This is a genomic window from Rhizobium changzhiense (genome assembly GCF_013087625.1).
In the GTDB taxonomy this organism is placed as follows: domain Bacteria; phylum Pseudomonadota; class Alphaproteobacteria; order Rhizobiales; family Rhizobiaceae; genus Rhizobium; species Rhizobium sophorae.
In genome coordinates this window covers 375,336-396,905 of the sequence record NZ_JABFCQ010000005.1, presented here as the reverse complement: position 1 = coordinate 396,905, position 21,570 = coordinate 375,336, and the positions used below count along the sequence as shown (strand labels likewise).

Below are 21,570 nucleotides of genomic sequence, written 5' to 3'. Positions count from 1 at the left end.
GTCACCACCATCTCAGGGAAGCAGCCGGCGATCAATAAAGCTATCTCGTTGCTTGATAGCTTTTTTCTATCAAAGTTCTTCATCTTGCACGAGCACTCTCGCTTCATGCAGCAAAGCCGAGACAAGCGGCGTAAACGGCTCGCGATAAGGCGCAACAAGGCCGACCAGATGATGCGCCTCCGGCTCGACGATCGGGATCATGCGAATTTCGACCGGAAATCCGAAGGATTTTGCAACGTTGCGCGGCATGATGCTCGCCCAGCGTCCGGTCCTGACATGCGAGAACAACACTATCATCGAGTTGGATTCAAGCGTCGGATGCGCCGTGGCGCCTGCTTCCGTCAAGTGGCGGTTGATGATGCGGCGGTTCTGCATGTCGGCAGTCAATAGACAAAGCCGAAGGTCGCCGATCTCCCGCCAGGTCACGTTGTCGCGATCCGACAGCGGGCTGCCGGCAGCCGTGATCAGATTATAGCGCTCGGCATAGAGGGGAACGGTCGTGACGCGGCCGAGCGGCTCGTTTTCGAGATAGGTGATGCCGGCATCGATTTCGAGGTTTTCAAGCATGCTCAGCACCTGCAGCGAATTCCGCGAGACGATCGAGAAGGTCACGCCGGGATGCCGCTCCTGAAAAGGCGTGGTGATGCGCGACAGCATGGCGAGCGCGGTCGGAATGGCGGCGAGGCGAATGTGGCCGGAAAGGCCGCGGCGCGCGGCGCGCATCTCCTCGCGCATGGTGCGGGCATCGCCGACGATGCGCCGGGCCCATTCGAGCACGCGCTGTCCCTCCGGCGTCAGTCCCTGGAACCGCGAACCGCGCTGCACCAGCATGACGCCGAGCTGATCCTCGAGCTGCCGGATGGCCGCCGAAAGCGTCGGCTGCGAGATCCCGCACTCCTCCGCGGCGCGGCCAAAGTGCTTTTCATTGGCAAGGGCGATGAAGAATTCCAGCTTGTCGATCATCCGGTCTCCCGATCCGGCATGACATCATCCGGGTCAGTTCATCTTTGACGCAGCAGCCGTGCTCCGCAAGGGCGATCTCTAGATCAGGATGATTTCAGGCCCGATCGGCCTAAAATCTGAATCCTGATCTAAATCAAAGAAATAGAGCATGATGTCGTCCGAAAACCGCGCACACTTTTCGGCATCATGCTCTAACTGTTTTCTGCAGCCGGAAAAAGATCGAACAGCGATTCGAGGAAGGCAAGCACGCTGACATTGCCGATGCTGTAATAGACCAGCCTGCCCTGACGGCGCGTATGGACCAGGCCTTCGAGCCTTAACCGCGCCAGTTGCTGCGAGACCATTGCCTGCTGTATGCCGAGGATATTTTCGATTTCACTCACCGTCCGCTCCTCGTTCGCCAGTATGCAGAGGATCAGAAGCCGGGTCTGGTGCGCTAGCGCTTTCAGCAGGTCGCTCGCTTCATGGGCTTTTCCAGCGAGTGTGTGCAATTCGTGGCCGGTCATCCCCGGCTTGGGTTTGGGCAACGGCATTCGGTATCTCGGAAGGACGGCGATGAGGTAGATCAGCACAATAGCATATTCGCAGAAGCGAATTGGTCAAAATGAAGAAATGCCAAAAAAGGTCCAAGTAAATCAGCAGATAAGCTGACCGCCATTGATCTCGATCACCTGTCCGGTGATGTAACCCGAGAGGGCGGGAGCCGCCAGGAACAGATAGGCGGGAGCACAATCCTCCGCCGTGCCGAGCCGCTGCAGGGGGATGGACTTTCTCGTCTGCTCCAGCTTTTCGCGGGAGGAATAGCGCTCATGGAAATCCGTCTCGATCGTTCCTGGCGACACGCAATTGACGCGGATTCCGTCCGGTGCAAGCTCACGGGCAAGCGCCTTGGAATAGGTTGCAACGAAGGCTTTCGAGGCCGAATAGATCGAAGAGCCGGGGCTGCCGCCGGTCAGCGCCGAAATCGAAACCGTGTTGACGATGGCTGCGCCTTCAGCCGCCTTCAATGCCGGCAACAGCGCCCGCGTCAGCGCCACGACCGATGTCTGGTTGAGCCGCACGACCGCCTCATATTCTGCGTCGGTGAGCGTGGCAGCGGGAAAACGGCCAAGCATGGTGCCGGCATTGTTGACGAGCACATCGACCTTATCAAAGAAGGCGAGAGCATCCTCGGCAAATTGCGCTGCCCCACCGACCGCGGAGAAATCGGCATTAAGCAGCAGCGCCCGTCTTTCGGATTCAGCCGTCAGCAGGAAATCCGGCAGGTCGCGTCCCGGCTTGCGCCCGGTATGGACGATCACCTTCGCGCCGCAGTCCAGGAACTGCCGGGCCACTTCAAGGCCGATGCCGCGGCCGGCGCCAGTCACTACGACATTGCGATTTTCGAACAGTCTGGGATGGAACACGAAGCCGTCCTCCTCGCGGACAGTGCCGCCGGTTGTGTCATTCGCCCTTAACATATGAGCGCGCCGACTGAAAGAAAGGCGCGTATCGATCTTTCCTGGTGAGGCCAGGGGTTAGTTTTCGGTCTCCAGAAGCCGCGCGCCCGGCCCTTCCTTGCCGAGCCGGTCGCAGGGATTGCGCAACGGACAGCTTTCGATCGACAGGCAGCCGCAGCCGATGCAGCCGGTCAGACGGTCGCGCAGCAGGCTAAGCCGCCTGATTCGCGCGTCGAGATCATCCTTCCACAGCGCCGACAGCGTCTGCCAATCGGCGACGGTCGGCGTGCGCCCCTGCGGCAGGGACTCGAACGCCGCCTGGATTTCCGAAAGCGGAATGCCGACACGCTGCGCCACCTTGATGATGCCGAGCCGGCGAAGCACATCGCGCCCATAGCGCCGTTGATTGCCGCGGGAGCGGATGCTCGAGATCAGCCCCTTGGTCTCGTAAAAATGCAGCGCCGAGACGGCCAGGCCGCTGCGCTCCGCCACTTCGCCGACCGTCAGGAGCTTGCCGAGCGGCGTTGCCGGAATTGTATCCATTACCTCTTGACCTCAAGATTAGTTGAGGTTTTATAAGCCTTGCTCCAGCAATCGTAAAGCCCAATCGCGAGAAGGAGCGGCGCATGAAAACATCCATCAGGCTGGCGGTGATCTACGGAAGCACAAGAAAGGGCCGCATCTGCGACCGGGTGGTCAAATGGCTGACGCAGGAGCTCGTCCGCTTCCCGCAATTCGATATCGACATCATCGATCCACTGGATTTTGCGCTGCCGCCCGACCGTGACATGGCGCACCCCGAAATCGACAGGCTCGCCGGGCGGCTCGGCATGGCCGACGCCTTCATCATCGTCACGCCGGAATACAATCACAGCTTCAGCGCCGCGTTGAAATCGACCATCGATCTGTTTTTCGAGCCCTGGCAGGGCAAGCCGGTCGCCTTGTTTCCTATGGCGGCATCTCCGGTGGCTTGCGCGCGGTCGAGCAATTACGGCTCGTCTTTGCGGAACTCCATGCCGTCACCGTCCGCGATTCGGTCAGCTTTTCCGCGCCATGGAGCCGCTTCGACGTCGCCGGACGGCTTGACGATCCGAGCGACGCTCTGCACACGCTCGACCGGATGATGGCGCGGCTGGAATGGTGGACGCGGGCGCTCATTGCCGCGCGCGGTGATCATCCCTACGCCGATATCGCCGCTTGAGACGAAGGGCTCCGGTTCCGTTCCCGGCAGGTACGGAACCTTTGGGAACACCCGGGCAGATCCTCCGCCCGGGTGTTTTCCGTCACATCCGGTTCATTCCGGCCGCACGGACGGGATCGCGATTTTGCGGTTGCGGGGAGAAAACCCCGGTGATAGTTTCCGCGCAAATAACAGGGGAGCTCCGTATTGCCGGGGCTGAGATGTGAGGCGCAAGCCTCTGGACCCTTCAAAGCTGATCTGGGTAATGCCAGCGGAGCGAGGTTCAGATGTTCTCAGGCGCACAAGTGTCACTCTATCCGATGTCCGACAATTTCGTCGGCATCATTCTCGATGCCGTCAAGGCGCTGGATCCCTATCGCGACCGGCTGCGCATCGAGATCGACGACATCTCCACACTGCTGGTCGGCCCGCCTGACATTCTCTTCGCCGCCATGCACGATCTTTTCGTCGCCGCCGCAAAAACCGGCGAGCATTGCGTATTGTCCGCTGCTGTTTCACGCGGCTGCCCGGGCGAGCCCGACGACGCCATCTGCGGCAGCAACCCCTCCCTTGGCCAAGCAGAACCGCTTGCCGATCGTATAACAGCCGCACTTGCCGCCGTTGAAACCACCGCCGAGACCGGGCAGCCGACCGCTGCGCAATTCTCGCTCTACGTCATGGGAACCGGCAGCCATATGGACGAGATCTATGGCTGCATCGACTTTCTGAAACGTTCCGGCACCTTCGACCGCGCCAAGAATTTCTGCACCAGGCTTTCTGGCGATGCCGGCGCCGTCTTCGCAACCATTCGCGAGGCCTTCTATCGCTTCGGCGACCCCGACGGGCATGTGACCCTCGACATCACGATGTCTGCCAATAGCCCGACGAAAGCGTGAATCGAACGCCGATGACACCGTCACCACCATTGGTTTCGCGCCTTGCCGCGCTTCGCGCGGCTCTCTACCGGGGAATACCTGCCTTACTCGCCGGCTGCGTCTTCTTGGCAGCATGGGAACTCTATGTCGATCTTTCCGGCATCAAACCTTCCATCCTGCCGGCGCCGTCACGCATCGTCATTCAGGGCTGGCTGAACCGCGAGGCGCTGATATCAAACACCTGGCCGACGCTCGGCGCGACAGTCGGCGGTTTCGCGCTGTCGCTAGCCTTCGCCTTCGTCTCATCGATCCTTATGGATTTCATGCCCTTCATGCGCCGGGCATTGCTGCCGATCTTCATCGCCAGCCAGACCCTGCCGCTGGTGGCGATCGCGCCCCTCGTCGTCCTCTGGTTCGGCTTCGGCCTGTTGCCGAAGGTCCTGCTGGTGGCGCTCGTCACCTTCTTTCCGCTGCTCGTCGCCTTGCTGCAGGGCTATGAATCGACCGACCGCGACATCGCCGAATTGCTGAATTCGATGAAGGCGAGCCGCTGGCGCATTTTCCGCCTGGCCCGGCTTCCCTCCTCGCTGCCCTATTTCTTCGCCGGCCTCAGGATCTCGATCACCTATGCTGTCGTCGGCGCGATCTTTGCCGAATATGCCGGCGCCGCCCGCGGCCTCGGCATTTATATTCTCAACGCCAAGAACAATTTCCGTCCCGATCTCGTGCTCGCCGCCGTCGTCGTCAGCGCCGTGCTGACACTCTGCCTGTTCGGGCTGACGCTGATGATCCAGCGCCTCGTCATGCCTTGGCAACCATCCGGAGAGCGGCGCCGATGAGCGATGCAATGGTTGAACTGCGCAACATCTCGAAATCCTTCGACGGCATGAGGGTGCTGGGCGATATTTCGCTCGCTGTCGCAGACGGCGAGTTCGTTTCGATCGTCGGCCCGTCCGGCTCCGGAAAATCGACGGTGTTGCGACTGCTGACACAGGCGCTTCGACCCGATTCCGGCGCCATGCTTTTCAAGGGCGCGCCGCTGGAACAGGCGCCGCATTCCTTCGCCTTCATGCCGCAACGCGATGCGCTGATGCCCTGGCGCCGGATCATCGACAATGCGGCACTCGGCCTCGAGGTGAAGGGCATGAGCCGCCGCGCGGCCCGCGCCACTGTGGCGCCTTTGTTCGAGAGCTTCGGCCTTGCCGGCTTCGAACACCACTATCCCTCCGAACTGTCCGGCGGCATGCGTCAGCGCGCCGCGCTGTTGCGCACCGTCGTCCAGACCCAGGACATGCTGCTGCTCGACGAGCCTTTCGGCGCGCTAGACGCGCTGACGCGCACGCAGATCCAGGAATGGCTGCAGGGCATGTGGACCGAGCACCGCTGGACGGCGCTGCTGATCACCCATGATGTTCGCGAGGCCGTGTTCCTCTCCGACCGGATCTACGTGCTTTCGGCCCGTCCGGCGCGTATTATCCGCGAATTCCGCGTTCCCCTGCCCCGTCCGAGAAGCATCGCCGATCTCGGCTCGCCGGCGGCCCAGGCGATCGAAACCGAAATCCTGCAAACCCTGCTTCATCCGCTAGAACAGGATGATTTTAGGCCGGCCGGCCTAAAATCTGAATCCTGTTCTAATTTAAAGAGTTAGAGCATGATGTCGTCCGAAAACCGCTCACACTTCGGCATCATGCTCTAGAGACCTGAGGAGGTCACCATGCTGCTTCTCACCCGCCGCCAGACGATCTTCGCCGCCATCGCGGCAAGCCTCGCCGGCCACACCGCCTTCGCCCAATCGGCGCCCGCAAAGGTTCGCATCGCGCTCGACTGGACACCCAACACCAACCATATCGGCATCTATGTCGCCAAGGCGAAGGGCTTCTATGAGGCGGCCGGGCTCGATGTCGAGATTCTCCCCTTCACCGATACCAGCGCCGGAACGCTGGTGTCGAACGGCGTTGCCGATTTCGGCATCAGCAGTGAGATCGAGACCCTCACGCAGCGCGCCGGCGGCGGTGACGTGAAGATGGTCTACGGCGTCGTCCAGACGGAAACCGCACGCCTGATCTTCAAGGGTGGACGCGACGACATCAAGAGCCCGAAAGACCTCGACGGCAAGACCTATGGCGGCTTTGGCGGAACCTGGGAGAGCGCGCTGATCTCCGCGATGATCCGCAATGACGGCGGCAAAGGCGACGTCAAAACCGTTACCCTCGGCACCTCCGCTTACGAGGCGCTGGACAATGGCTCGATCGATTTCACGCTGGAGATCTACACCTGGGAAGGCATCGCGGCCGAACTGGAAAACCGGAAGATCGGCCGCTTCCACTATTCCGATTATGGCATTCCCGACGAGCAGACAACGGTCATCGTCTCCAGCGACGCCTATCTCTCGGCAAACCGGGAACACGCCCGCGCCTTCATCCAGGCGACACGAAAGGGTTATGCCTACTCCGTCGACCATCCCGACGAAGCCTGCGACCTGCTGATCTCTGGAAGCAACGGCGCGCTGATGAATGCGGAACTGGTAAAGGCTTCTCAGAAGGCATTGATCGAGGGGCACTTTCTGAAATCCGAGGCCGGCGTGATCGGTACGCTCGACCCGGCAAAGGCCGAGGCCCTCGGCGGCTTCCTGCTCGAGAATGGCATTCTGGTCGATGCGAATGGCGCCGCACTCAAGGAGAAGCCGGACTTTTCCACCTATTATACCAACGAACTTCTCGACTGAGCCCAACGCCTGCCTTGCCCGTCGCGGCTTTCCGCTGCAAAGTCCGAGACCCGGAGCATGATGCCATCCGAAAACCGCTCACACTTTTCGGCATCATGCTCCGGGCAGGGCGGGGGATAAGATGCGACAACAGGAGAGATTGGCCGGAGCGGACTTTCTGCGCGCGACGGCCTGTCTGCTGGTGCTTGCCCACCACTTCGCGCTGCGGCTGGATATGCGCAGAATCCCTGACGAACTCGGACCGACCGCAAACATCCTCCGCTTCGGTAATTTCGGCGTTGCCATCTTCTTCGTGCTCAGCGGCTTTCTTCTTGCTCATCCCTTCTGGCGTGCGCTCGACGCGGGCAGCGACATGCCGAGCCTGCGGCATTACACGATCCGCAGGATGGCGCGCATCGCTCCGGGCTTCTGGTTCGCCGCCACCGTCAGCTTCGCCCTCAGCCTGACGCTGCTTGCCCTGCCGCTGACCCAGGAGCTTACGCTCCGCTACGTCTCCGGGCTGCTGTTCATGAGCCAGTGGCATTGGCGCACCTTCTTTCCTGTCGAAGCCGACGGGCCGCTCTGGTCCATTCCCTTCGAGGTCACCAGCTATGTGCTTCTGCCGGTCTGCTTTCTCCTGCTTTTTCGTGTGCCCGTCCTCAGGCAGCGCCCGTTGTTTGCTCGCTTCGCCTGGTTATGCGTCATCACAGCCGTACTCCTGGCTCATTTGCTGATCCTCACCTTGTTTCCGCTCAACGACATCGGACGCGGCTGGCAGTACGGCCTGCAGGGCGGGGCGAAGGAATGGATGCCGAGATATAATCCGATCGGCTTTTTCGCCGTCTTCGCGCTCGGTGCGCTTGCCGCTGGCGTCGAGGCCATGCTCCCAGGGAGGCGTTCCTCCTGGTTCGATGCCGCAGCGCTGCTCGCCCTCGCCATTGCCGGCTACCGCCTCGTCATATCGCCCGGCGGCTCCGCCGAGGGTTACGGTTGGCTCGAAATCCCCTATGGCTTTCCGGTCTTCCCGCTGGCGGTCGGGGCCGCCCTCGTTTCGCTCAGCCATTCGCAACATCTAGGCAGGCTGCTCGACAACGCTCCTGTCCGCTATATCGCAAAGATCTCCTTCGGCATCTATATTTGGCAGGAGATCATCCTGCTATTGATCCAGAGGCTCGACCCGGGTTCGTTCGGCGTTTCCTCGGAAAATGTCGTCACCGGCTGGCTGCAATCTTGCGGGCTGGCGGCAGCGCTCATCCTTCTGGTAGCAAGCCTCAGCTACCACCTGCTGGAAAAACCGGCGATCGACGTCGGAAATCGACTGACATCCCGCCAATCCAATCGGGCTACTCCTTTCAAAGTATAAGTTTCCGGATAGCGCAACTACAGGCGTTAAGGTTAACGCGAAATACTCCCATTTTTGGCGTCTTTAGGGTTACGGAATTCTTATTTATACCGATGACAAACGATACGTGACGATGTATCTGTCTCCTTGCTGTTCAGTATCGCATCTAAACTTGTGGACCTTGCGTAATGAATGCTTTTACTTCGAAGACGAATTCGCGCTTCGATCCATCTCAGCGTCAGGACAAAACCAAGACCCTGGTTATAGCGAACTCCAACATTCGCCAGCCGGATAGCTTCTCCCTTGTCGAAAGAAAAATGGCTGTGCGGCTGGGTGTGAAGCGTTTGATCGATATCGTCGCCTCAGTCAGTGCCCTCATCGTGCTGGCGCCGCTTTTTCTGGCAATCGCGCTTTTCATCAAACTCGACGACGGCGGTCCGGTGTTTTTCCGCCAGATCCGCTGGGGATTGAACGGCCAGAAGATCACGGTCTTCAAATTCCGATCGATGCGCGCCGAAGCTTGCGATCCCAGCGGCATCCAACAGACGGTCAAGGGCGACAGCCGGGTGACAGGCATCGGCGCGGTGCTCCGCAAGACCAATATCGACGAGCTGCCGCAGCTGCTGAACGTCCTCAAGGGTGACATGTCGCTGGTCGGCCCGCGCTGCCACGCCATCAATATGCGGGCAGCCGGCCAGCTCTACGAGGAACTGGTGCCGGACTACCACCATCGCCATATCATGCGACCCGGCATTACCGGTCTTGCCCAGACACGCGGCTGGCGCGGCCCGACGGCACGACCGTTGGAAGCCCGCGCCCGCATCGCCTGTGATATCTATTACGTCAGGAATTTCAGCCTGCTGCTCGATCTTAAGATACTGTTCAAGACGGTCGTCATCGAGCTGCGCGGCGGCACCGGCTTCTGAGCCGAAGCCGGCATCTTGGTACATCGGCCCTATCGGCCGCTTCTTCATTTCAAGCCGCCCGCTGGACACTCTCTGCCGTATTCCGACAGGTGAACAGACACAAAAAAGGCGGCTGTTAAAGCCGCCTTTGATCGTCGCAGTCGGTTGCGATCAATCCTGCTGGACGACGCCGCGCAGATGCGTCAGTTCCATGATGAAGTGTTCGAGCTTCGACTTGTGCTCGTGCAGCTCGGCATGTTCGAGTTCCTTGCGGGCGGCCTCGATGCGACGGGTCAGTTCGTCCTTGTGGAGTTCCTCGACCGGAACCGCGGATTCGGCAAGCAATGTGCAGCCGGTCGGCAGGATATCGGCAAAACCGCCGAACACAACGTAGTCCTGCTTCTTACCGGAGGCCGAACGCACGCTCACGACGCCCGGCTTGATCGTCGTCATCGTCGGCGCATGGTTTGCCATGACCGTCATCTCGCCTTCAGTCGCGGGGATGACGACCTCGGTCACCATCTCCGACAGCAGCAGACGCTCCGGCGAAACGAGCTCAAAGTTGAAATTGTCAGCCATCAGTGACTTACCTTCTCGGCTATGGCTTTCGCATCTTGCAATTTAGTCCCGCAGAACGGGCAGTGCATTATCGCTTGATCGAGATAACCGAGGCCTTCCTCGCTCTGGACCAACCCCACCACCATCATCAGCACGCCATTATCGGCGCGATAGACAGTCGGCGCTGCTGGTTCCGGAAGATCCGCCACGACCCCTTTCAGGGAGTCGCAGCAGAATATCTCGTCTAGCGCATCGCTCATTAAGCAGCTGCGAGCTTCTTGGCCTTTTCGACCGCTTCTTCCATCGAGCCGACCATGTAGAAGGCAGCTTCCGGCAGATGATCGTATTCGCCGTTGACGAGGCCCTTGAAGCCCTTGATCGTGTCTTCGAGAGCAACCAGCTTACCCGGCGAGCCGGTGAAGACTTCGGCGACGAAGAACGGCTGCGACAGGAAACGCTCGATCTTGCGGGCGCGCGCGACAGCGATCTTGTCCTCTTCGGACAGTTCGTCCATGCCAAGGATCGCGATGATGTCCTGCAGGGCCTTGTAGCGCTGCAGCGTCGACTGGACCTTACGGGCGACTTCGTAGTGCTCTTCGCCGACGACCATCGGATCGAGCATGCGCGAGGTGGAGTCGAGCGGATCGACCGCCGGATAGATGCCCTTTTCAGCGATCGAGCGCGACAGAACCGTCGTTGCGTCAAGGTGAGCAAACGAGGTCGCCGGCGCCGGGTCGGTCAAGTCGTCGGCCGGAACGTAAATGGCCTGAACCGAGGTGATCGAGCCGGTCGTCGTCGTGGTGATGCGTTCCTGCATCTGGCCCATGTCGGTTGCGAGCGTCGGCTGATAACCGACGGCCGACGGGATGCGGCCGAGCAGAGCCGACACTTCGGAACCTGCCTGCGTGAAGCGGAAGATGTTGTCGACGAAGAACAGAACGTCCTGGCCCTGGTCGCGGAAGTGTTCGGCGACCGTCAGGCCGGTCAGGGCGACGCGGGCGCGGGCGCCCGGCGGCTCGTTCATCTGACCGTAAACAAGTGCCGCCTTCGAGCCTTCGCCGCCGCCATGCTTGTTGACGTTCGATTCGATCATTTCGTGATAGAGGTCGTTGCCTTCGCGCGTGCGTTCACCGACACCGGCAAAAACCGAGTAACCACCATGCGCCTTGGCGACGTTGTTGATCAGTTCCATGATCAGAACGGTCTTGCCGACGCCGGCGCCGCCGAACAGGCCGATCTTGCCGCCGCGTGCGTAAGGAGCCAGAAGATCGACGACCTTGATGCCGGTGACGAGGATCTGCGATTCCGTCGACTGCTCGACATAAGACGGCGCATCCTGGTGGATGGCGCGCTTGTGAGCAGTGACCAGCGGACCGGCTTCGTCAACCGGCTCGCCGATGACGTTCATGATGCGGCCGAGCGTCTCGTTGCCGACCGGAACCATGATCGGAGCGCCGGTATCGGCGACTTCCTGGCCGCGGACGAGACCTTCGCTCGAGTCCATCGCGATGGTACGGACGACGTTTTCGCCAAGGTGCTGCGCAACTTCGAGAACCAGGCGGTTGCCGTGGTTGGTGGTTTCCAGCGCGTTCAGGATCTTCGGCAGTTCGCCTTCGAAAGCAACGTCGACGACGGCGCCGATAACCTGGGTGACTCTGCCGACAGAGCCGATCTTGGGGGTAGCTGCCTCAGCCATTTTCTGACCCTCTTTTCCTAGCCTCAGAGCGCTTCCGCGCCCGAAATGATTTCAATGAGTTCCTTGGTGATCTGCGCCTGACGCTGGCGGTTGTAGCTCAGCGTCAGCTTGTTGATCATCTCACCGGCATTACGCGTCGCATTGTCCATAGCGCTCATCTTGGCGCCCATCTCACCTGCGACGTTCTCAAGGAGCGCGCGGAAGATCTGGACGGAGATGTTGCGCGGGATCAGATCTTCGAGGATCGATGCCGGATCCGGCTCGTATTCGTAGACGGCGCCTGCATGTACGGCATCTTCGGTCTGCACAGCTCCCGTTGAAGCCGGGATGAGCTGCTGCGCCGTCGGAATCTGACTGATCACCGACTTGAACTCGGAATAGAACAGCGTGCAGACGTCGAACTCGCCGGCAGCATACATCTCGATGATGCGCTTGCCGATCTGGTCCGCATTCTCGAAGCCGACGCGCTTGACGTCGCGCAATTCCTTGCGCTCGATGATCAGCGACGAGAATTCGCGGCGAAGGATGTCGTGACCCTTCTTGCCGACGGTGAAGATCTTCACCGTCTTGCCTTCGGCAAGCAGCTTGCGGACATGTTCGCGTGCAAAGCGGGCGATCTGCGAGTTGAAACCGCCGCAAAGACCACGTTCGGCCGTGCAGACCACCAGCAGATGGACCTTGTCCTGGCCGGTGCCGGTCATCAGCGTCGGTGCGCCGTCGGCATCGGTGACGGCCTTGGCAATGTTCGCCAGAACCGCACCCATGCGCTGCGAATAAGGCCGGGCGGCCTCGGCCGCCTCCTGCGCACGCCGAAGCTTCGCCGCGGCGACCATTTTCATCGCCTTGGTGATCTTCTGCGTCGCCTTGACGGAGGCGATCCGGTTTTTCAGATCCTTAAGTGAAGGCATCCGTGATCCGTCCTAACTTAGGGCCTGATTACGAGAAAGACTTTGCGAAGCTATCGAGAGCAGCGGTGAGCTTGCCCTTGGTATCGTCGCTGATTGCCTTTTCCGTGCGGATCGCGTCGAGGATGGCGGAGCCTTCCGAACGCAGATATGAGAGGAAGCCCTGCTCGAACTTGCCGACCGAAGCGACCGGCAGCTTGTCGAGATAGCCGTTGACGCCTGCAAAGATCACGGCGACCTGCTCTTCCGTCTTCAGCGGCGAGAACTGCGGCTGCTTCAGGAGTTCGGTCAGGCGTGCACCACGGTTCAGCAGGCGCTGTGTCGCAGCGTCGAGGTCCGAACCGAACTGGGCGAAGGCGGCCATTTCGCGATACTGGGCGAGCTCGCCCTTGATCGAGCCGGCAACCTGCTTCATCGCCTTGATCTGTGCCGACGAACCGACGCGGGAAACCGACAGACCGACGTTCACGGCCGGGCGGATACCCTGATAGAACAGGTCGGTTTCAAGGAAGATCTGACCGTCGGTGATTGAGATGACGTTGGTCGGAATGAAGGCCGACACGTCGTTGCCCTGCGTTTCGATGACCGGCAGAGCGGTCAGCGAACCGGCGCCCTTGTCGTCGTTCATCTTCGCAGCGCGCTCGAGCAGGCGCGAGTGCAGGTAGAAAACGTCGCCCGGATAGGCTTCGCGGCCCGGCGGGCGGCGCAGCAGCAGCGACATCTGGCGGTAGGACACGGCCTGCTTGGACAAGTCGTCGTAGCCGATCAGCGCATGCATGCCGTTGTCACGGAAATATTCGCCCATGGCGCAGCCGGCAAACGGAGCCAGGAACTGCATCGGCGCCGGATCGGAAGCGGTGGCGGCAACGATGATCGAATACTTCAGTGCACCGCGCTCTTCGAGCACCTTGACGAACTGGGCGACGGTCGAACGCTTCTGACCGACGGCGACGTAGACGCAGTAAAGCTTTTCGCCTTCCGGACCGTTGTCGTGAATGGCCTTCTGGTTGAGGAAGGCATCGAGAAGGATCGCGGTCTTGCCGGTCTGGCGGTCACCGATGACCAGCTCGCGCTGGCCGCGGCCAACCGGGATCAGCGCGTCGATGGCCTTGAGGCCGGTCGACATCGGCTCATGAACCGACTTGCGCGGAATAATGCCGGGAGCCTTCACGTCGACGCGCGAACGGCGCGTCGCGTTGATCGGGCCCTTGCCGTCGATCGGATTGCCGAGCGCGTCGACGACGCGGCCGAGCAGTTCCGGACCAACCGGAACGTCAACGATGGCGCCGGTCCGCTTGACGGTGTCGCCTTCCTTGATGTCGCGGTCGGAGCCGAAGATGACGACGCCGACATTGTCGGATTCGAGGTTCAGCGCCATGCCGCGGATGCCGCCCGGGAACTCGACCATTTCACCGGCCTGGACATTGTCCAGACCATAGACACGAGCGATACCGTCACCGACGGAGAGAACCTGGCCGACTTCCGAGACTTCTGCCTCTTTGCCGAAATTTTTAATCTGGTCTTTGAGAATTGCGGAAATTTCCGCGGCGCGGATATCCATCAGCCAACCTCTTTCAATGCGAGCTTAAGGGTAGAGAGTTTGGTACGAAGAGACGTATCAATCTGGCGGGACCCGACCTTCACGATCAGACCACCAAGAATTGACGGATCAACCGTGACGGCAATCGTCACGTCTTTGCCGGTAACGCTCTTGAGTGCCACCTTCAATTCGGTTTCCTGCGCTTGCGAAAGCGCATGTGCCGAGGTGACCTCGGCGGAGATTTCACCGCGATGGTTCGCGGCGATGATGCGGAAGGCCTTGATCATACCCGGCAGGGCAAACAGGCGGCGGTTGCGTGCCACGACCTTCAGGAAATTGGCGAAGAAACCGCTGATGCCAGCCTTCTCGCTGATGGCGACAATCGCCTTCAGCTGGTCTTCAGCGGAAAAAACCGGGCTTGCGACGAAGCGCTTCAGGTCGGCGCTCTCATCCAGCATAGCCTGGAAATGGTCAAGATCGGCGGTTACGCTGTCGACGGCGCCCTGCTCGAGCGCCAGTTCGAAAAGCGACGAGGCATAGCGTTCTGCAACACCAGAAGTAAGCTGGGACGTGTCTGCCACTGGCACAAATTTCCCTGATTTCAACCCAAAATCCGGCTCTCGGCGGGCGCCGAACCTATGACCTTGAATTCGTTTTGATTTCCCCCAGAAATCACAAGAGAAGCCTCTTGCTTCTTCCGAAATTCGGGGTCCGTCTAACATAGGATGTTCGGACTCGCAACACGCGTAATGCCCGAATACGCCTTTCACATGAATTTCTGTCTGCAAAATCGCGCAATGGCCTGAAAGCAGGCCGAAGAAGCCATCTGCCGGCAGCGAGCGTCACGTCTGGGTGAAGCCGAAAACGTAGAGCAGCGGTAGCGCGGCCAAAGCGATCTGCACAACCAGGAGTAAATAGTTGACGAGATTACTCCCCTTATCGGACAGGATCGAGATGACACGGGCAAAGGCAGCCATCGCGAAGGAGGCGCCGAGCGCCATATAGATCCAGTCCTGGGCGAGCATGATCGCCGACAGCCCGAAACCGAGATAGAAACCACCCATCGAGCGTCCCTCGCCGAAGCCTTCCGGCCGCCCCTCCTGCGCCTGCAGACCGAGAAGACGGAAAGTATGGCCCGGCGCAAACATCATGATGAAGCCGGCGAGTGCCGTGAAAGCGGCGGAGCAAAAGGCAAGCTGTTCGCCAAGCTCGGTCGGAAAGTAAAACTCCATGCATCAGCCCCAAATCACCCGGATGAATCAGTGTTTTATGGCATGGGCGGAAAAAGGAGGGAATGGTGGCGTCATCATTCAGAGAAAACTCTGCGGATCGATATCCAGCTGCACCTGCACCGATCCGCGCTCCTTGGGCGATTGCGACAGCATCGCCCGCAGGAACCCCTGCATGTCCGAGTTCCGCCTCCCGTGGACCAAAAGACGGAAGCGGTGGCGGCCGCGCACCAGCGCAAGCGGCGCTTCGGCCGGGCCGAGCACCGAGATACCCGACACCTGCGGTGCGGCGTTGCGCATGCCGCGCGCATGGTTTTCAGCATCATGGCGGGTTTCAGCCGAAACGATGATCGAGGCGAGCCTGCCGAAGGGCGGCAATAGGGCGCGTTCGCGTTCGGTGATCTCGCGCTCGTAGAAGGCGTCGGAATCGCCGGAGACAATTGCCTGCATGACAGGATGCTGCGGCTGATAGGTCTGCAGCAGCCCATGGCTCTTAAGCCCGGTGCGCCCGGCCCGGCCCGTCACCTGCGACAAAAGCTGGAAGGTGCGCTCGGCCGCGCGCGGATCGCCATTGGCAAGGCCAAGATCGGCATCGACGATGCCGACTAGCGTCATCAGCGGAAAATTGTGGCCCTTGGCCACGAGCTGGGTGCCGATGACGATATCGGCTTCGCCCTTGGCGATCGCTTCCAGCTCCAGCCGCAGCCGCTTCACCCCGCCCATGATATCCGAGGAGAGAACGATCGTCCGCGCCTCCGGAAAATGCCGTTCGACCTCCTCGGCGATGCGCTCGACGCCTGGCCCGCAGGCGACGAGATGGTCGAGTGTGCCGCAGTCCGGGCACGCCTCCGGCGTGCGCTCGGCATGGCCGCATTGATGGCATTGCAGCTGCTTGCGGAAACGATGCTCCACCAGCCAGCTCGAACATTGCGGGCATTGGAACCGGTGGCCGCAGACCCGGCAGAGCGTCAGCGGCGCATACCCGCGCCGATTGAGAAAGAGCAGCGCCTGTTCGCGCTTCTCCACCGTCTTGCCGATCGCCCGGATCAGCACCGGCGACAGGAAGCCGCCCCGCTCCGGCGCGTGCCTGCGCATATCGACCAGATGCAGGTCCGGCATCGCTGCATCGCCGAAACGCGTCGGCAGGTGGACGGTGCTGTAGCGTCCGCTCTGGCCGTTGACCTGGCTTTCGACCGACGGCGTCGCCGATACCAGGATGACGGGAAAATCGCCGATGCGGCCGCGCACGACAGCCATGTCGCGAGCATTGTAGAAGACGCGATCCTCCTGCTTGTAAGCGGGATCGTGTTCCTCGTCGACGATGATCAGGCCGAGATCCTCGAAGGGCAGGAAGAGCGCCGAGCGGGCGCCCGCCACGACGCGCACTTCGCCGGTCACCGCCTGGCGCCAGACCTTTTCGCGCATGCGCGGCGCAAGATCGGAATGCCATTCGGCCGGCTTTGCCCCGAAACGGTCCTGGAAACGCTCCATGAAACTCGCCGTCAGCGCGATCTCCGGCAGTAGGATCAGCACCTGCTTGCCACGTTTCAGCGTCTCGGCAATCGCCTCGAAATAAACCTCGGTCTTGCCGGAGCCGGTCACCCCGTCGATCAGCGACACCGAAAATTCGCCCTTGCCGACATCGGAAACGATCTCTTCGGCCGCCTGCTTCTGCGGCCCTTCGAGACGTGCGGCGGCAAAATCCGGATCCGGCATCGCAACGACCGGCGGCGGCGGCAGGAATACAGTCTCGAAGATACCGAGCGTGATCAGCCCATCGACGACACTCGTCGAGACGCCCGCCGCATGCGCAAGGCCGCTGCGTGTCCATGAAAAGCCGTCGGAGGCGGTATCAAGCACCCGGGCGCGCGCCGGCGTCATCCGCTCCGGTTCGCCGCCGACGAGCTTCAGCCCCTCCACCATCGGTTCCGGCTCGAAGGCGTTCGGCGCCCGGAGCGCCATCCGCGCGACGAGGCCGGGCGGCGAGAGCGTATAGGTCGCCACCCAATCGATGAAATCCCGCATCTCGCTCGAAAGCGGCGGGCAGTCGAAGACATGGCTGATCGGCCGAAGCTTCTTCGGATCGACGCCGTCCTCGCCGCCGTCCCAGACGACGCCGATCACCTGCCGCGGGCCGAGCGGCACCTGCACGACCGAACCGGGCTCGACCGCCATGCCATCCGGCACCGAATAGGAATAGGGTTTCGGCGCCGGCATCGGCACCAGCACGGGAACCGTTCGGTTCGCGGGCGGTGCCTCGAAAAGCGCGCCAAAGAGATCGGACGAATCTGTGCTCATCGCGCGAGACCATGCCCGCAAATCGATCGAATTGGAACCGCAAAGAGGGAGCGACGCGTTCCGGGTCGTCGCGACGATTTAAAGGGTGAAGCCCAGAAACTGCGCTTCACCTGGCAAGGCTGTCGCCACTGCCGGAATAGGCTTCACTTGTCTCGGCATTGCGTTGCCGCAGGCGCAGGATCGCCGATGCCTCGCGCGGATTGGGCGGCAGGACAGCGTTCTTCAACGCGATCGAATAGGCGTGTTTCGGATGTTCGAGCACGTCCCTGGCATCTCCGCTCTCCACCACCACGCCCTTGCGCATGATCACCACGCGGTCGGAAATGTAATAGGCCGTCGCAAGGTCATGGGTGATGTAGACGATCGAGACGTTGAGAGCGTCACGCAGATCCCGGAAGAGATTGACGATCGACATGCGCAGCGATGCGTCGACCATCGACACCGGCTCGTCCGCCACGATCAGCTTCGGCTCGGGTATCAGCGCACGAGCGACGGCGATGCGCTGCAATTGGCCGCCTGAAAGCTCGTGCGAGAAGCGGCCTTTTATCTCCGCCATCGACAGGCCGACGCGCTGGAGGGCAACGTCGGCAAGCGCCTCTTTCTCGGCGCGGCTCTTCGCGCCCTTGAAGCGATGGGCGGTGGCCAGCAGGTACTCGTCGATCCGCGTCAGCGGATTGAAAGCTTCGAACGGATTTTGAAAGACCGGTTGGACCTTGGCCATAAAAGCCTCGCGATCCTTGCGGGAACGCACGGCCTTCACATCCGTACCGTCGAAATGAATGCTGCCCCGATCGGCCTTTTCGCTGCCGAGGATCATTTTCGCCAGCGTCGATTTTCCGGAGCCGGATTCGCCGACGATCGTGAATATCTCGGGTTTGTCGGCGCTGAGCGCAAAGCTGACATCGTCGACCGCCTTCATCTTTTCACGCGAGAAGAAACCGCCGATCGGAAAGAGCTTGGTCACATGGTCGAGTTCGAGAAGGAAATTGCTGCTCATTGGATCTGGTACTCCCCGGCACGGAAGCATGCGACTCGCCCGCCCGTCGCGCTCGGCAGCATGGCCGGCACTTCACGTGCGCATTTGTCGATCGCGATCGGACAGCGTGGATGGAAACGGCATCCCGAAGGCGGATCCGAAAGTGCCGGCGGCTTGCCCCTGAGGCTCTTTCGCGTCGAGACATCACCGATGCGCGGCAGGCTGCCGATTAGGTGGACGGTGTAGGGATGCTGGGGATTGTCGAAGATCGCCTGCGTCGGCCCCTCCTCAGCCAACCGTCCCGCATACATGATGGCCAGCCGGTCGGTGATGGCGGCATGCACCGACATGTCGTGAGTCACGAAGATGACCGAGGACTGCATGCGGGCCTGCACTTCCTTGATCAGCGCCAGAACGTCCTGCTGCACGAGCACGTCGAGCGCCGTTGTCGGCTCGTCGGCGATGATGAATTCCGGCTCGCAGACAGTGGCGAGAGCAATCGTCAGACGCTGGCGCATGCCGCCCGAAAGCTGATGCGGAAAGGCCTCGAGCACATGCGGATCGAGATGTAGCCTGGCAAGATGCGCCTCGACGCGCGCCCGGAAGGCGGCGGGATCGAGGTTCATATGGCGGGAGGCAAAATCGGTGAAGGCGTGTTTGACCCTTCTGACCGGGTTCAGCACGTTCATCGAGCCCTGCATGATGTAGGAAAGATGACGCCAGCGTGCCGCCTTCATCTTGTTTGGTTCGCCGTAGACATCGATCGGTCCGTCGGCAAAATTGAATTTCACCGTTCCGCCGACGACGCGCATCGGCGGCCGGATGGCGCCGGCCAGCGTCTTGATCAGCGATGTCTTGCCGCTCGAGGATTCGCCGGCAATGCCGTAGATCTCATTCCTGCGGATGGTCAGGCTGATATCGTCGACCGCGCGGATCTCCCGTCGCACGCCGAAATAGTCATTGACGTAATAGCATTTCAGCCCGTCGATCGTCAGTGCGTCCATGGCGTTTTCAGCAAGGGTCAAAGGCTGCGTCCTCATCAGGTTCTGCATCTCCTCAAGCTCCCATGCGGGCGAGCCGCGAACGCGGGTCGATATATTCGTTGACCGACATGGCGAGCATGAACAGGCCAAGGAATAGGATGACGACGAAGAGCATCGGAAAGGCGACCCACCACCATATGCCCGATACCATCGCGGAATGCGCATTGGCCCAGTAGATCATGCCGCCGATCGTCGGCCGGTTGATGTCGGAAAATCCGAGCACCGAGAGTGTCACCTCGAGGCCGATCGCCCAGATCATATTGTTCATCGTCGTGAAGAAGACGATCGGCATGACATAGGGCAGGTGTTCGCGGATGAGGATCTGCCGTGTGCGCATGCCCGAGAAGACCGCGTGCCGGGTGAATTCCCGCTGCCGGAGAGACAGGGCGACGGAACGGATCAGGCGGCTGTCATGCGTCCATCCGAGCAGCGCTGCGGTGATCGCCAGCATGAACCACGTCATCTGGTCGCGGAGCACGAAGACCAGAAGCAGCAGGATCGGAATGTTCGGTAGTGCGCCGAGCGTATCGTTGACCGCCATGATGATCTGGTCGGTCCGGCCACCGATATAGCCGGAGATCAGCCCGACGGCGATGGCGATGATGCGGCTGACAAAGGCGACGATGATGCCGAAGAACAGCGTATTGCGCATCGAGGCTGCGATCTGCCAGAAAACCTCCTGGCCGCGCGAGGTGGTGCCGAGCCAGAATTCGGCCGAAGGGGGCATGTCGGGCGCAACGACATAGATGGCATTCTCGTCATAGGGCGAGAAGAACGACACCACGATCAGCGCCAGGATGATAGCGATCAGGATGGTTCCGAGCAGGAACTCCTTGTTGTAGCGCAGCAGGTCTCTGAGGACTTTGAACATCACGGATTACCCCAGTTTCACGCGTGGATCGATCAGCGGATAGATGATGTCGATCACGAAGACCGCGGCGGCAACCGCGATGATGGCAATTGTGGTGACACCGAGCACGAGACTGTAATCGCCGGAATAAATGCCGGAGATCAGAAGCTTGCCGATCCCGGGATAATTGAAGACGAACTCGACGATGACGGCGCCGCCGAAGACGTTGCCGAGACTGAGTGCCAGGCCGGTGACCTGCGGCAGCATGGCGTTGCGCGCCACATATTGCGAAAAGATGCTGCGCGAGCGCACGCCGCCAAGTTCGGCATAGACGACGTGGTCGTCGGTGACGATGTTGGAAACCAGCGAGCGCATCGAGATGAACCAGCCGCCGATGCCGACGAGCACGAGGGTCAGGGCCGGCAGGATGCCGTGTTCGATCACTGAGCTGATGAAGGCCCAGTTGAAGGCGGGCGCGAGATTGACCTGCGCGCCGTCGCTGATCGGCAGGATCGGCCAGATGAAACCGAAGAGGATCACCAGGCTGAGGCCGATGATGTAGGTCGGGATCGGCTGCAACGCCATGATGATGATACCGGCAACCTTCAGCAGCTTGCTGCGGCGGAAATAGCCGGCAAGCGCGCCGAGAAAATTGCCGATGATCCACGAGATGATTGTTGCGAGCGTCAGAAGCCCGACCGTCCAGGGCAATGCCCGGCCGATAACGGTCATCACGGGGGTCGGGAAAGAGGAAAGCGACGGGCCGAAATCGCCGGTCAGGACGCGACCCCAGAAAGTGAAATACTGGTCGAGCAGCGGGCCGCCGGTGCCGTAAAGTTCACGCAGCGATTCGCGAAGGATTTCGACGGCCTGCGGATCGGTGGAGCCGAAGCTCGTCAACAGCGACACGGTCTGCTCGATCGGATCGACCGGCGAAAAATGCGCGATCAGGAAGGCCAGCGTGATGCCGGTGAAGACCACGAAGAGAAATTGCAGAAAGCGTTTTGCCGCATAGATCAGAAAGCCGTTCATGACATCGACCCTTCAATAGCAGAACGGAAACAGCC

At 60.8% G+C, this 21,570-nt stretch carries 22 protein-coding genes, 1 pseudogene and 1 riboswitch; of the genes and pseudogenes, 7 read left to right on the top strand and 16 right to left on the bottom strand.

Going from position 1 to position 21,570, the window contains the following annotated elements:
• Positions 1–69 precede the first annotated feature (69 nt).
• From G9X68_RS24755 to soxR, 4 genes are all read right to left on the bottom strand, one after another.
• Positions 70–963 carry a LysR family transcriptional regulator gene (locus G9X68_RS24755; RefSeq protein ID WP_003543441.1) on the bottom strand — a complete coding sequence of 298 codons (894 nt, stop codon included), beginning with the start codon at positions 961–963 and terminating at the stop codon, positions 70–72.
• 191 nt (positions 964–1,154) lie between these two features.
• Positions 1,155–1,496, bottom strand: coding sequence for an ArsR/SmtB family transcription factor (locus G9X68_RS24750; RefSeq protein ID WP_129421924.1), 342 nt, complete (start codon positions 1,494–1,496; stop codon positions 1,155–1,157).
• 102 nt (positions 1,497–1,598) lie between these two features.
• Complete coding sequence (locus tag G9X68_RS24745; RefSeq protein WP_171604635.1) at positions 1,599–2,369, bottom strand: SDR family NAD(P)-dependent oxidoreductase; 771 nt, start codon at positions 2,367–2,369, stop codon at positions 1,599–1,601.
• 111 nt (positions 2,370–2,480) lie between these two features.
• Positions 2,481–2,945: a redox-sensitive transcriptional activator SoxR gene (gene soxR / locus G9X68_RS24740; protein WP_168314778.1), complete on the bottom strand. Its 465-nt coding sequence runs from the start codon at positions 2,943–2,945 to the stop codon at positions 2,481–2,483.
• Positions 2,946–3,028: 83 nt separating this feature from the next.
• Here soxR and G9X68_RS24735 point away from each other — a divergent pair.
• The 7 genes and pseudogenes from G9X68_RS24735 to G9X68_RS24705 all read left to right on the top strand — a co-directional run bounded on the left by G9X68_RS24735 (position 3,029) and on the right by G9X68_RS24705 (position 9,429).
• Positions 3,029–3,603 (top strand): annotated as a pseudogene (locus G9X68_RS24735) (NADPH-dependent FMN reductase).
• A gap of 162 nt (positions 3,604–3,765) precedes the next feature.
• A riboswitch (TPP riboswitch) is annotated at positions 3,766–3,879 on the top strand.
• Positions 3,870–4,478: a YkoF family thiamine/hydroxymethylpyrimidine-binding protein gene (locus G9X68_RS24730; RefSeq protein WP_171604634.1), complete on the top strand. Its 609-nt coding sequence runs from the start codon at positions 3,870–3,872 to the stop codon at positions 4,476–4,478. (Overlaps the previous riboswitch by 10 nt.)
• A gap of 11 nt (positions 4,479–4,489) precedes the next feature.
• Positions 4,490–5,296 carry an ABC transporter permease gene (locus tag G9X68_RS24725; RefSeq protein WP_171604633.1) on the top strand — a complete coding sequence of 269 codons (807 nt, stop codon included), beginning with the start codon at positions 4,490–4,492 and terminating at the stop codon, positions 5,294–5,296.
• Entirely contained in the window at positions 5,293–6,105 is an 813-nt protein-coding gene (locus tag G9X68_RS24720; protein WP_171604632.1) for an ABC transporter ATP-binding protein, read from the top strand. Before G9X68_RS24725 ends, G9X68_RS24720 begins: the two co-directional genes overlap by 4 nt.
• Positions 6,106–6,171: 66 nt before the next feature.
• Complete coding sequence (locus G9X68_RS24715) at positions 6,172–7,182, top strand: ABC transporter substrate-binding protein (protein ID WP_171604631.1); 1,011 nt, start codon at positions 6,172–6,174, stop codon at positions 7,180–7,182.
• 121 nt (positions 7,183–7,303) lie between these two features.
• Positions 7,304–8,524, top strand: coding sequence for an acyltransferase family protein (locus G9X68_RS24710; RefSeq protein ID WP_171604630.1), 1,221 nt, complete (start codon positions 7,304–7,306; stop codon positions 8,522–8,524).
• Between the two features lie 167 nt (positions 8,525–8,691).
• Entirely contained in the window at positions 8,692–9,429 is a 738-nt protein-coding gene (locus tag G9X68_RS24705; protein WP_171604629.1) for a sugar transferase, read from the top strand.
• A 150-nt stretch (positions 9,430–9,579) separates the two neighbouring features.
• Here G9X68_RS24705 and G9X68_RS24700 read toward each other — a convergent pair whose 3' ends face one another.
• From G9X68_RS24700 to G9X68_RS24645, 12 genes are all read right to left on the bottom strand, one after another.
• Positions 9,580–9,987: a F0F1 ATP synthase subunit epsilon gene (locus G9X68_RS24700; RefSeq protein ID WP_012759246.1), complete on the bottom strand. Its 408-nt coding sequence runs from the start codon at positions 9,985–9,987 to the stop codon at positions 9,580–9,582.
• Complete coding sequence (locus G9X68_RS24695) at positions 9,987–10,226, bottom strand: hypothetical protein (RefSeq protein ID WP_003543462.1); 240 nt, start codon at positions 10,224–10,226, stop codon at positions 9,987–9,989. The genes G9X68_RS24700 and G9X68_RS24695 overlap by 1 nt, the downstream gene beginning before the upstream one ends.
• Positions 10,226–11,662 carry a F0F1 ATP synthase subunit beta gene (gene atpD / locus G9X68_RS24690; protein ID WP_097580624.1) on the bottom strand — a complete coding sequence of 479 codons (1,437 nt, stop codon included), beginning with the start codon at positions 11,660–11,662 and terminating at the stop codon, positions 10,226–10,228. The genes G9X68_RS24695 and atpD overlap by 1 nt, the downstream gene beginning before the upstream one ends.
• A 23-nt stretch (positions 11,663–11,685) precedes the next feature.
• Positions 11,686–12,570, bottom strand: coding sequence for a F0F1 ATP synthase subunit gamma (locus G9X68_RS24685; RefSeq protein WP_097580623.1), 885 nt, complete (start codon positions 12,568–12,570; stop codon positions 11,686–11,688).
• A 28-nt stretch (positions 12,571–12,598) separates the two neighbouring features.
• Positions 12,599–14,128 carry a F0F1 ATP synthase subunit alpha gene (gene atpA / locus G9X68_RS24680; protein ID WP_003589851.1) on the bottom strand — a complete coding sequence of 510 codons (1,530 nt, stop codon included), beginning with the start codon at positions 14,126–14,128 and terminating at the stop codon, positions 12,599–12,601.
• Positions 14,128–14,694, bottom strand: a complete 567-nt coding sequence (locus G9X68_RS24675; protein WP_012759251.1) for a F0F1 ATP synthase subunit delta — start codon at positions 14,692–14,694, stop codon at positions 14,128–14,130. The genes atpA and G9X68_RS24675 overlap by 1 nt, the downstream gene beginning before the upstream one ends.
• Positions 14,695–14,949: 255 nt before the next feature.
• Positions 14,950–15,339, bottom strand: coding sequence for an AGROH133_08824 family phage infection protein (locus tag G9X68_RS24670; protein ID WP_012759252.1), 390 nt, complete (start codon positions 15,337–15,339; stop codon positions 14,950–14,952).
• 78 nt (positions 15,340–15,417) lie between these two features.
• Positions 15,418–17,634, bottom strand: a complete 2,217-nt coding sequence (locus G9X68_RS24665; protein ID WP_171604628.1) for a primosomal protein N' — start codon at positions 17,632–17,634, stop codon at positions 15,418–15,420.
• 106 nt (positions 17,635–17,740) lie between these two features.
• The gene (locus G9X68_RS24660) at positions 17,741–18,631 is read right to left on the bottom strand and encodes an ABC transporter ATP-binding protein (RefSeq protein ID WP_171604627.1); all 891 of its coding nucleotides are present in this window, start codon (positions 18,629–18,631) and stop codon (positions 17,741–17,743) included.
• On the bottom strand, positions 18,628–19,662 hold the full coding sequence (locus G9X68_RS24655; RefSeq protein WP_171604626.1) for an ABC transporter ATP-binding protein: 1,035 nt from the start codon (positions 19,660–19,662) through the stop codon (positions 18,628–18,630). The genes G9X68_RS24660 and G9X68_RS24655 overlap by 4 nt, the downstream gene beginning before the upstream one ends.
• 4 nt (positions 19,663–19,666) lie before the next feature.
• Complete coding sequence (locus G9X68_RS24650) at positions 19,667–20,524, bottom strand: ABC transporter permease (protein ID WP_168310286.1); 858 nt, start codon at positions 20,522–20,524, stop codon at positions 19,667–19,669.
• A 6-nt stretch (positions 20,525–20,530) separates the two neighbouring features.
• Complete coding sequence (locus G9X68_RS24645) at positions 20,531–21,535, bottom strand: ABC transporter permease (protein ID WP_171604625.1); 1,005 nt, start codon at positions 21,533–21,535, stop codon at positions 20,531–20,533.
• Positions 21,536–21,570: the final 35 nt, after the last annotated feature.